Origin of the sequence: Streptomyces sp. NBC_00872 (genome assembly GCF_045161915.1) — a bacterium.
Classification (GTDB): domain Bacteria; phylum Actinomycetota; class Actinomycetes; order Streptomycetales; family Streptomycetaceae; genus Streptomyces.
In genome coordinates this window covers 2,455,510-2,467,500 of sequence record NZ_CP108806.1, presented here as the reverse complement: position 1 = coordinate 2,467,500, position 11,991 = coordinate 2,455,510, and the positions used below count along the sequence as shown (strand labels likewise).

2 protein-coding genes, 1 tRNA gene and 2 rRNA genes (1 of these 5 only partly in view) are annotated in these 11,991 nt (G+C 65.1%); 4 read left to right on the top strand and 1 reads right to left on the bottom strand.

The annotated features are described in order from the left end of the window. The 3 genes from OG214_RS10445 to OG214_RS10435 form a co-directional block, all read left to right on the top strand. A 23S ribosomal RNA gene (locus tag OG214_RS10445) occupies positions 1–2,991 on the top strand; it begins 133 nt to the left of the window's first position. 78 nt (positions 2,992–3,069) lie between these two features. After that, positions 3,070–3,186: ribosomal RNA gene (gene rrf / locus OG214_RS10440) — 5S ribosomal RNA — on the top strand. Between the two features lie 144 nt (positions 3,187–3,330). After that, positions 3,331–3,403, top strand: a tRNA-Thr gene (locus OG214_RS10435). Positions 3,404–3,472: 69 nt separating this feature from the next. Here OG214_RS10435 and OG214_RS10430 read toward each other — a convergent pair. After that, positions 3,473–6,121 carry a SpoIIE family protein phosphatase gene (locus OG214_RS10430; protein WP_363081288.1) on the bottom strand — a complete coding sequence of 883 codons (2,649 nt, stop codon included), beginning with the start codon at positions 6,119–6,121 and terminating at the stop codon, positions 3,473–3,475. Between the two features lie 271 nt (positions 6,122–6,392). On the opposite strand from OG214_RS10430, the gene OG214_RS10425 reads away from it, so the two are divergent. Beyond that, the gene (locus OG214_RS10425) at positions 6,393–11,909 is read left to right on the top strand and encodes a HAMP domain-containing protein (protein ID WP_405984592.1); all 5,517 of its coding nucleotides are present in this window, start codon (positions 6,393–6,395) and stop codon (positions 11,907–11,909) included. Positions 11,910–11,991 lie beyond the last annotated feature (82 nt).

Genomic DNA, 11,991 nt, shown 5'->3' with positions numbered 1-11,991 from the left:
AGTCGTCATGGGCTGTCACCCGCTGCTGAACACATAGGCAGTGTGGAGGGAACGAGGGGAAGTGAAACATCTCAGTACCCTCAGGAAGAGAAAACAACCGTGATTCCGGGAGTAGTGGCGAGCGAAACCGGATGAGGCCAAACCTGTGACGTGTGATACCCGGCAGGGGTTGCGTTTCAGGGGTTGTGGGAGTTCTCTTGATCGGTCTGCCGGCCGGTCGGCGAGTCAGAAACCGTATGGGTAGGCGAAGGACATGCGAAAGGTCCGGCGTAGAGGGTAAGACCCCCGTAGCTGAAATCTGTACGGCTCGTTTGAGAATCACCCAAGTAGCACGGGGCCCGAGAAATCCCGTGTGAATCTGGCGGGACCACCCGCTAAGCCTAAATATTCCCTGGTGACCGATAGCGGATAGTACCGTGAGGGAATGGTGAAAAGTACCGCGGGAGCGGAGTGAAATAGTACCTGAAACCGTGTGCCTACAAGCCGTGGGAGCGTCGCGCATCGAGTTTACTCGGTGCGTCGTGACTGCGTGCCTTTTGAAGAATGAGCCTGCGAGTTTGCGGTGTGTTGCGAGGTTAACCCGTGTGGGGTAGCCGTAGCGAAAGCGAGTCCGAATAGGGCGGTTTAGTAGCGCGCTCAAGACCCGAAGCGGAGTGATCTAGCCATGGGCAGGTTGAAGCGGCTGTAAGAGGTCGTGGAGGACCGAACCCACCAGGGTTGAAAACCTGGGGGATGACCTGTGGTTAGGGGTGAAAGGCCAATCAAACTCCGTGATAGCTGGTTCTCCCCGAAATGCATTTAGGTGCAGCGTCGTGTGTTTCTTGCCGGAGGTAGAGCACTGGATAGGCGATGGGCCCTACCGGGTTACTGACCTTAGCCAAACTCCGAATGCCGGTAAGTGAGAGCGCGGCAGTGAGACTGTGGGGGATAAGCTCCATGGTCGAGAGGGAAACAGCCCAGAGCATCGACTAAGGCCCCTAAGCGTACGCTAAGTGGGAAAGGATGTGGAGTCGCAGAGACAACCAGGAGGTTGGCTTAGAAGCAGCCATCCTTGAAAGAGTGCGTAATAGCTCACTGGTCAAGTGATTCCGCGCCGACAATGTAGCGGGGCTCAAGCGTACCGCCGAAGTCGTGTCATTGCAGTATGTACCCCCAACGGGGACTGTGATGGGTAGGGGAGCGTCGTGTGCCGGGTGAAGCCGCCGCGTAAGCGAGTGGTGGACGGTTCACGAGTGAGAATGCAGGCATGAGTAGCGATACACACGTGGGAAACGTGTGCGCCGATTGACTAAGGGTTCCTGGGTCAAGCTGATCTGCCCAGGGTAAGTCGGGACCTAAGGCGAGGCCGACAGGCGTAGTCGATGGACAACCGGTTGATATTCCGGTACCCGCTTTGAAACGCCCAGTATCGAATCAGACGATGCTAAGACCGTGAAGCCGTCCTGGAGCCTTCGGGCAAAGGGAAGTGGTGGAGCCGTCGGACCAGACCTGTAGTAGGTAAGCGATGGGGTGACGCAGGAAGGTAGTCCATCCCGGGCGGTGGTTGTCCCGGGGTAAGGGTGTAGGGCGTTGTGCAGGTAAATCCGTGCAACATGTGTCTGAGACCTGATGCCGAGCCGATTGTGGTGAAGTGGATGATCCTATGCTGTCGAGAAAAGCCTCTAGCGAGTTTCATGGCGGCCCGTACCCTAAACCGACTCAGGTGGTCTGGTAGAGAATACCGAGGCGTTCGGGTGAACTATGGTTAAGGAACTCGGCAAAATGCCCCCGTAACTTCGGGAGAAGGGGGGCCACACTAGGTGATCACTCTTGCAGTGTGAGCTTGGGGTGGCCGCAGAGACCAGCGAGAAGCGACTGTTTACTAAAAACACAGGTCCGTGCGAAGCCGTAAGGCGATGTATACGGACTGACGCCTGCCCGGTGCTGGAACGTTAAGGGGACCGGTTAGTCAATCTTCGGGTTGGCGAGGCTGAGAACTTAAGCGCCAGTAAACGGCGGTGGTAACTATAACCATCCTAAGGTAGCGAAATTCCTTGTCGGGTAAGTTCCGACCTGCACGAATGGCGTAACGACTTCTCGACTGTCTCAACCATAGGCCCGGTGAAATTGCATTACGAGTAAAGATGCTCGTTTCGCGCAGCAGGACGGAAAGACCCCGGGACCTTTACTACAGTTTGATATTGGTGTTCGGTTCGGCTTGTGTAGGATAGGTGGGAGACTTTGAAGCTCATACGCCAGTATGGGTGGAGTCGTCGTTGAAATACCACTCTGGTCGTGCTGGATGTCTAACCTGGGTCCGTGATCCGGATCAGGGACAGTGTCTGATGGGTAGTTTAACTGGGGCGGTTGCCTCCTAAAGGGTAACGGAGGCGCCCAAAGGTTCCCTCAGCCTGGTTGGTAATCAGGTGTTGAGTGTAAGTGCACAAGGGAGCTTGACTGTGAGACCGACGGGTCGAGCAGGGACGAAAGTCGGGACTAGTGATCCGGCGGTGGCTTGTGGAAGCGCCGTCGCTCAACGGATAAAAGGTACCCCGGGGATAACAGGCTGATCTTCCCCAAGAGTCCATATCGACGGGATGGTTTGGCACCTCGATGTCGGCTCGTCGCATCCTGGGGCTGGAGTCGGTCCCAAGGGTTGGGCTGTTCGCCCATTAAAGCGGTACGCGAGCTGGGTTTAGAACGTCGTGAGACAGTTCGGTCCCTATCCGCTGTGCGCGTAGGAGTCTTGAGAAGGGCTGTCCCTAGTACGAGAGGACCGGGACGGACGAACCTCTGGTGTGCCAGTTGTTCTGCCAAGGGCATGGCTGGTTGGCTACGTTCGGGAGGGATAACCGCTGAAAGCATCTAAGCGGGAAGCCTGCTTCGAGATGAGGACTCCCACCCCCTTTGAGGGGTTAAGGCTCCCAGTAGACGACTGGGTTGATAGGCCGGATATGGAAGCCAGGTGACTGGTGGAGTTGACCGGTACTAATAGGCCGAGGGCTTGTCCTCAGTTGCTCGCGTCCACTGTGTTAGTTCTGAGACAATGAACGGCTGTGTGTTATCCGGTTGGTTGTTGTTTTACAGTGTTTCGGTGGTCATGGCGTGAGGGAAACGCCCGGTTACATTCCGAACCCGGAAGCTAAGCCTCACAGCGCCGATGGTACTGCAGGGGGGACCCTGTGGGAGAGTAGGACGCCGCCGAACAATTATTGTGTGAAGTGCCCTGTGCCGGTTATCCGGTACGGGGCATTTCTGCGTTCCAGGACCGTTCATGGCACATTCAAGTCCCGTTCAGGGGAGAGGTTCTGACCTGGGCTCAGCATCAGGTATGCTTCTTCTCGTTGCAGCGCCCCAATAGCTCAGTCGGTAGAGCGTCTCCATGGTAAGGAGAAGGTCTACGGTTCGATTCCGTATTGGGGCTCCGCGTAGAAGTAAGGCCCCCGCCACCCGGCGGGGGCCTTCTTTGTCAGGTCCTAGGGGTTGTCAGGTCCTAGCTGGGGTGGGGCTCCGGGACGCGCATCGTGAGGATGGCCATGTCGTCGGAGGCCGGCTCGGCGGCGAAGCGCTCCACCGCGCGCATGACACGGGAGGCGACCGCGCCGGCCGTCAGTCCCGTGCAGCTCGTCAGGACATCGGCCAGGCCGTCGTCGCCCAACATGCGTGTGCCTTCACGGCGTTCGGTGACTCCGTCGGTGACACACAGCAGGACGTCGCCCGGGTCCAGGGTGATCGTCTGCTCGTACAGCTCCAGGTCTTCCATCACACCGAGGAGCGGCTGCGGTTCGGCGGCCGGTTCGACCGTGCCGTCCTGGCGCAGGCGCAGCGGGAGCGGATGGCCGGCGCAGACCACCTTGAGGATCGCGCTGCCGTCCTCCTGCGGCCACAACTCGCCGTACAGCAGGGTGAGAAAGCGGCTGCGGGCGCCCTCGTCGAGGATCGCCGCGTTCAGCCGTTCGAGGACCGCGGGTCCGCCGAAGCCCTCGCGGGCCAGCAGCCGGAGCGCGTGCCGGGCCAGGCCGGTGACGGCCGCGGCTTCCGGGCCCGTACCGCAGACATCGCCGATGGCGAAGCCGTAGGCACCGTCCCGGATGGGGAACAGATCGTAGAAGTCACCGCCGACCTCGTTGCCTTCGCCCGCGGCGCGGTAGATGACATCGACCTCGACACCCGGCACCTCGGGCAGACCCGGTGGCAGCAGACTGCGCTGGAGCGCCTGGCTGATGGCGGTGCGCTCGGAGTAGAGGCGCGCGTTGTCGAGTGCCAGTGCCGCCCGGCGTGAGAGGTCCTCGGCGAGTTCGAGGATCTCCTGGCGGAAATGGTCGTCCGAGGGCTTGCCGAGAGTCAGCATCCCGATGACCCGGTTGCGGGCCACCAAGGGCAGTACGACCGTCTCGCCGCCGACCGCCGCGGCCGTCGCGAGCGTGGTGCCCACGCCAGAGGAGAGCGAGGAGGAACTCCGTCCCAACTCGCGCATGGAGGTGCGCAGTGCCGCTTGGTGGGCGGCTTCCGAGGGGGCGTTCCAGATACGGGCGCCGGGGGTGGGGACGGGGTCCGGTGGGTTGATTTTGGAGAGGAGGGCCTTGAGACCGTCGATGCGCTCCTCGTCCTCGTGCAGCACGTACGAGAGGTACGGGTCGGACGACTGGTCGGCGATCGTGTAGACGGCGCACCAGGTGGCGAGGGTGGGAACGGTCATCTGGGCCATGAGGGCCAGTGTCTGGTCGCGGTCCAGCGTCCCGGCGAGCAGATCGGAGGCCTCGACGAGGAAGGAGAGCGAGCCGCGGCGGAGACGTTCGAGTTCACCGAGGCGGGCCGATTCGACGGCCAGGGCGATACGGTCCGCGGCGAACTGGAGGCGCAGCGCCTCCTCGTTGGAGTAGCGGCCGGCGCCTTCCGCGGCGACGCCCAGGGATCCGGTGAGCCGGCCCTCGACCTTGAGCGGGACGGTCACGACGGAGCGCATCCCGGTGTCGTTGAGCAGCGGGACGGCGCCCGGGACGGCCGTGAGGTCGTCGTGGACGGCGGGCATGCGTGCGGAGCCGTACCGTCCGGTACCCGCCTCCACGGGGACGCGTGCGAAGCGCTGGCGGGCGGAGGGGAGCCCGGTGGAGGCCCGTACCTCCAGCTCCGTCTCGTCGTCCGTGGCGAGCAGCAGAAAGGCCGAGTCGCCGTCGAGCATGTCGCGGGCGCGCTCCACCGTGCGCTGGAGGAGTCCGTCGAGATCTTCGGGGGCGGGGGAGCCGATGAAGACCTCGAAGGGATCCGTGGTGCGGCTCTCGGCGCCCGCCTCGCTCGGGGCGCGCAGCGGGGTCTGGATGACGGCGCGTTCGTAGTCGCGTACGAGGAGGCAGACGGTCGACGGCTCGCCGTGGGTGTCGCGCACCCTGAGGTGGGAGGCGTAGACGGGGATGACACGGCCGTCGGCGCCGCGGATTCCGTAGCTGCCCTCCCACCGGGAGAGCTGGAGCGCCTCGACGATCCCGGTGCCGAGGCCGGGGGTGTGCGGCCAGGCGGCGATGTCGGGGAGGGGTTTTCCGATGACCTGATCGGCCGCGTATCCGAAGATGTGTTCGGCGTCCTCGTTCCAGTTGACGACAGCGGCGCTTCGGTCGATCTGGATGACGGCGACCCTTACGCGTTCGTCGGCGACCGGCAGCAGACTGGTGGGCAGGACGGGACCGGCCGAGCGGGTGCCCACGGGGCGCTGGGGCAGATCGAGCTGGAACCAGACCTGCTTGTACGTGGACGTGTATTCGACGCCCCAGCGCGAGGCGAGGGCGGCACAGAGCAGCAGCCCTCTGCCGTTCTCGCGGTCGGCGTTGGCGAAGGACCGTCCGGCGCCCTGGATGGGGATCTCGCGCTCGGGGTAGCGGTCGGCGACCTCGACCCGGACGCCGTCCTCGGTACGGAGGCAGAGCACGTCGGCGGAGGTGCCCGCGTGGATGACGGCATTGGTGACGAGTTCGCTGGTGAGGACCACCGCGTCGTCGACGACATCCGCGTAGCCCCAGCCCTGGAGCGTGTCGCGGACGAATGCGCGGGCAGTGGCCACGGACCGTCCGACAGGGTCGAAGGTGGCAGCCGCCCGCGCGGTGATCACAGAACTCCTCGTACGCGTTTCGACGCCCGGCTCCGCCATGATCGGCCCTGCCCCTCCTGGTGCCCGGTGGTAGTACCTTCGCCACACCGCCCCCTGCCGGGCGGACCGGGGTGGTTGGACAGCCGGATGCCAGGTTACTTACCTTCGCTGTCCGAGCGGATGCCGGTCGCCGCTGTTTCCGCCCTCCAGGGGCGGGGACGCTAAGCGAAGCTGCTGCCGAACTGTTATGGCCTGGTTCGGACGTGGTGAAACACTGGGCAGGCTTCCGGAGACAGCCCGGCGGTACGGTCAACCCCTGCGGAGGGACACGGTGGAGTCTGGCACGGCGGCGCGTGGCACGAGTACGCGCGCGAAAGGCGGACGGTCCCGGAGCAATGGGACCACCGAGGTGGACACGGCAGAGCTGCAGAGACTGCTGGCCGCCCTGGTGTCGATGCGGGACGGCAACTTCCGTAAACGGCTGACCGTCGCCGGTGACGATGTGATGGCGGAGATCGCCGCCGTCTTCAACGAGGTCGCCGACCGCAATCTCCATCTCACGGGTGAGCTGGCCCGGGTGCGCCGTATGGTCGGGCGGGAGGGAAAGCTCACGGAGCGGCTGGAGACGGGCGCCTGCGAGGGGTCCTGGGCCGCCGCCATCGACGCGTCGAACGCGCTGGTCGACGATCTGGCGCGGCCCGTCTCCGAGGTCGGACGGGTGCTCTCGGCGGTCGCCGAGGGTGATCTGGAGCAGCGGATGGAGCTGCGCTCGCAGTCTCCGGACGGTGGGGAGAGGCCGCTGCGGGGCGAGTTCCTGAAGGTGGCCCGTACGGTCAACAATCTGGTCGACCAGCTCTCGGCGTTCACCGACGAGGTGACCCGGGTGGCGCTGGAGGTCGGTACCGAGGGCAAGCTCGGCGGCCAGGCCAAGGTGCGCGGCATGTCCGGTTCGTGGAAGGACCTCACGGATTCGGTCAACACGATGGCGTACCGGTTGACCGCTCAGGTACGTGATATTGCTCTCGTCACGACGGCCGTGGCCAAGGGTGATCTGTCACGCAAGGTCACCGTCCATGTGGCCGGTGAGATGCTCCAGCTGAAGAACACCGTGAACACCATGGTGGATCAGCTCTCGTCGTTCTCCTCCGAGGTCACGCGCGTGGCCCGGGAGGTCGGCACCGAGGGCGAGCTGGGCGGTCAGGCGACCGTGCCCGGGGTGGCGGGGGTCTGGAAGGACCTGACCGACTCGGTGAACACGATGGCCGGCAACCTGACCAGTCAGGTGCGCGGTATCGCGGAGGTCACGACGGCCGTCGCCAACGGTGATCTGTCGCAGAAGGTCACGGTGAGCGCGCGGGGCGAGGTGGCGCAGCTCGCCGAGACGATCAACCAGATGACGGAGACGCTCCGTACCTTCGCGGACGAAGTGACCCGGGTGGCGAGCGAGGTCGGCGCCGAGGGTCTGCTCGGTGGCCAGGCGCAGGTGCCGGGGGCCGCCGGGACCTGGAAGGACCTCACGGACTCGGTCAACACCGTCTTCCGCAATCTGACGACTCAGGTGCGGGACATCGCGCAGGTGACGACGGCGGTCGCGAACGGCGATCTGTCGCAGAAGGTCACCGTCGATGTGGCGGGCGAGATGCTGGAGCTGAAGAACACCGTCAACACGATGGTGGACCAGCTCCAGTCGTTCGGTTCAGAGGTCACCCGGGTCGCGCGGGAGGTCGGTGTCGAGGGACGGCTCGGCGGCCAGGCCGAGGTGCCGGGCGCGGCGGGCACCTGGAAGGACCTCACCGATTCGGTGAACACGGCCTTCCGTAACCTCACCGGCCAGGTGCGGGACATCGCGCAGGTGACGACGGCGGTCGCGAACGGTGACCTGACCCAGAAGGTCACCGTCGATGTGGCGGGCGAGATGCTGGAGCTGAAGAACACCGTCAACACGATGGTGTCGCAGCTCTCCTCCTTCGCCGACCAGGTCACCGTGATGGCCCGGGACGTGGGCACGGAGGGCCGGCTCGGCGGCCAGGCGCGGGTGGACGGCGTCAGCGGTACCTGGAAGGAACTCACCGACTCCGTCAACTTCATGGCGGGGAACCTCACGGACCAGGTGCGTCAGATCGCGCAGGTGACCACGGCGGTGGCGCGGGGTGACCTGTCGCAGAAGATCGATGTGGACGCCCGGGGCGAGATCCTGGAGCTGAAGAACACCATCAATACGATGGTCGACCAGCTCTCGGCCTTCGCCGACCAGGTGACCAGGGTCGCGCGTGAGGTGGGTACGGACGGCCGGCTCGGCGGTCAGGCGAAGGTGCCCGGCGTGGCGGGTGTCTGGCGGGATCTGACGGATTCCGTCAACGGCATGGCCGGGAACTTGACCGATCAGGTCCGCAACATCGCGGGTGTCGCGACGGCGGTGGCGCGGGGTGATCTGTCGCAGAAGATCGACGTGGACGCGCGCGGCGAGATCCTGGAGCTGAAGAACACCCTCAACACGATGGTGGACCAGCTCTCCAACTTCGCCGAGCAGGTCACCCGGGTGGCGCGCGAGGTGGGCACCGAGGGCATCCTCGGCGGTCAGGCCGAGGTCCAGGGCGTCTCCGGTACCTGGAAGGACCTGACCCAGTCCGTCAACTTCATGGCGAACAACCTGACCTCGCAGGTCCGCAATATCGCCGAGGTCACGACGGCGGTCGCCAGGGGCGATCTGTCGAAGAAGATCACGGTCGACGCCAAGGGCGAGATCCTCGACCTGGTCACGACCGTCAACACGATGGTCGACCAGCTCCTGAACTTCGCGGACGAGGTGACGCGGGTCGCCCGTGAGGTGGGTACGGAGGGCATCCTCGGCGGCCAGGCCAGGGTCCGGGGCGTCACCGGCATCTGGAAGGACCTCAGCGACAACGTCAACACCATGGCCAACAACCTGACCAGTCAGGTGCGGAACATCTCCCGGGTCTCGGCCGCGGTCGCCAACGGTGATCTGACGAAGAAGGTGACGGTGGAGGCGCGCGGCGAGGTCGCGGAGCTCGCCGACACCGTCAACACGATGGTGACGACGCTGTCGTCGTTCGCGGACGAGGTGACGCGGGTCGCCCGCGAGGTGGGCACCGAGGGCGAACTGGGTGGTCAGGCCAGGGTGCCCGGTGTGTCGGGTACGTGGAAGGACCTCACCGAGTCGGTGAACTCGATGGCGTCCAATCTGACCGGTCAGGTGCGCCAGATCGCCACCGTCACGACCGCCATCGCGAAGGGCGATCTCACCAAGAAGATCGACATCGACGCGCGCGGTGAGATCCAGGAGCTCAAGAACACCATCAACACCATGGTCGACCAGCTCTCCTCCTTCGCCGAGGAGGTGACCCGGGTGGCCCGCGAGGTGGGTACGGACGGTCAGCTCGGCGGACAGGCGCGGGTGCGGGACGTCGACGGCACCTGGCGCGACCTCACCGAGTCGGTGAACGAGATGGCGGGCAATCTGACCCGTCAGGTGCGCGCGATCGCCGCCGTGGCCACCGCGGTGACCAGGGGCGATCTCAATCTGAAGATCGATGTCGACGCGGCGGGCGAGATCCAGGTCCTCCAGGACAACATCAACACGATGATCGCCAATCTGCGGGACACCACCCTCGCCAACGAGGAGCAGGACTGGCTGAAGGGCAACCTCGCCCGTATCTCCGGTCTGATGCAGGGCCGCCGCGATCTCGACGACGTGGCCTCGCTGATCATGAGCGAGCTGACTCCGGTGGTCTCGGCGCAGCACGGCGCGTTCTTCGTGGCGATGCGGACCGGCAATGTGCCCCCGGTCGGTCCGGACGGCGGCAGGGACGGTTCGTACGAGCTGTGCATGCGCGGCAGTTACGGCTACTCGGCCGGGTCGATGCCGACGGTCTTCCGGCCCGGCGAGACGCTCATCGGCACGGCCGCCGAGGAGAAGCGCACCATCCAGGTCAATGTGCCGCCGGGCTATCTCAAGATCTCGTCCGGACTCGGGGAGGCGTCACCGGCGCATGTGATCGTGCTGCCGGTGCTCTTCGAGGGGAAGGTCCTCGGAGTGATCGAGCTGGCGTCGTTCCAGCCGTTCACGCATATCCAGAAGGACTTCCTCAACCAGATCGCCGAGATGATCGCGACGAGCGTCAACACCATCAGTGTCAACTCCAAGACGGAGGTGCTGCTGAAGCAGTCGCAGGAGCTGACCGAGCAGCTCCGTGAGCGCTCGGCCGAGCTGGAGAACCGGCAGAAGGCCCTTCAGGAGTCCAACGCCGAGCTGGAGGAGAAGGCGGAGCTGCTGGCGCAGCAGAACCGCGACATCGAGGTGAAGAACACCGAGATCGAAGAGGCCAGGCAGGTGCTGGAGGAGCGGGCCGAGCAGCTCGCAGTCTCGATGCGCTACAAGTCGGAGTTCCTGGCGAACATGTCGCACGAGCTGCGGACACCGCTCAACTCGCTGCTCATCCTCGCCAAGCTGCTCGCGGACAACGCTGAATCGAATCTCTCCCCGAAGCAGGTGGAGTTCGCGGAGACGATCCATGGCGCGGGCTCGGATCTGCTCCAGCTCATCAACGACATCCTCGATCTGTCGAAGGTCGAGGCGGGCAAGATGGATGTGAGCCCGACCCGGATCGCGCTGGTCCAGCTCGTCGACTACGTGGAGGCGACGTTCCGGCCGCTCACCGCGGAGAAGGGGCTCGACTTCTCCGTACGGGTCTCGCCGGAGCTGCCCGCGACCCTGCACACCGATGAGCAGCGTCTGTTGCAGGTGCTGCGGAATCTGCTCTCCAACGCGGTGAAGTTCACCGACTCCGGCGCGGTGGAGCTGGTGATCCGCCCGGCGGGTACGGATGTGCCGCACGCCATCAGGGAGCAGCTGCTGGAGGCGGGTTCGCTGCGTGACGCGGACGGCGATCTGATCGCCTTCTCGGTCACCGACACCGGGATCGGTATCGCCGCGAGCAAGATGCGGGTGATCTTCGAGGCGTTCAAGCAGGCGGACGGCACGACCAGCAGGAAGTACGGCGGTACGGGTCTGGGCCTGTCCATCAGCCGGGAGATCGCCCGGCTGCTCGGCGGTGAGATCCACGCGGCGAGCGAGCCGGCGCGTGGTTCCACGTTCACGCTCTATCTGCCGCTGCACCCCAGCGAGCTGCCCCCGCAGGGCTATCCGCAGTTGACGCCCGCGGGCGTGCGGTCGCAGGGGCGCCCGGTGGAGGACGGTCCGGGGGAGACGGCGGGCCGGCAGGAGGCGGAGGCGGCCTCTCCGGACGCCGAGCCGGCGGGTCCCGCCGCGCTGTTCCGGCGCCGCCGCAGGAGCCCGGGTGCCGGGACGCAGGGTGCCGGGCCGTCGGGACAGGGCGCACAGGCTCCGCGCGCGGGGGGCACGGGCTCCCTGGGCCGCCAGGAGTCCTGGGGCTCCCGCACGGGCGGTACGGGCCGTCAGGACACCGTCCGGGAGACCCGTACGTTCAGCTTCGCCGGCGAGAAGGTGCTGATCGTGGACGACGACATCCGCAATGTCTTCGCCCTCACCAGCGTGCTGGAGCAGCACGGACTGTCCGTGCTGTACGCGGAGAACGGCCGCGAGGGCATCGAAGTCCTGGAGCAGCACGACGATGTGACGGTCGTTCTGATGGACATCATGATGCCCGAGATGGACGGGTACGCCACGACGACGGCGATCCGCAGGATGCCGCAGTTCGCCGGACTGCCGATCATCGCGCTCACCGCGAAGGCGATGAAGGGCGACCGGGAGAAGGCCCTCGAATCGGGTGCTTCGGACTATGTGACCAAGCCGGTTGATCCCGACCATCTCCTGACGGTGATGGAGCAGTGGATGCGCGACAGGTGACCGGCCGGCGGGAGCGGACAGGGCCGGATCATCAGAATGTCCTGACGGACTGTGCCGCGCGGTGTGTGAGACGGGGATATTC

Coding starts and splice junctions, on each gene's coding strand:
- OG214_RS10430 (WP_363081288.1), bottom strand. CDS start 6,121: ATGGCGGAGCCGGGCGTCGAAACGCGTACGAGGAGTTCTGTGATCACC.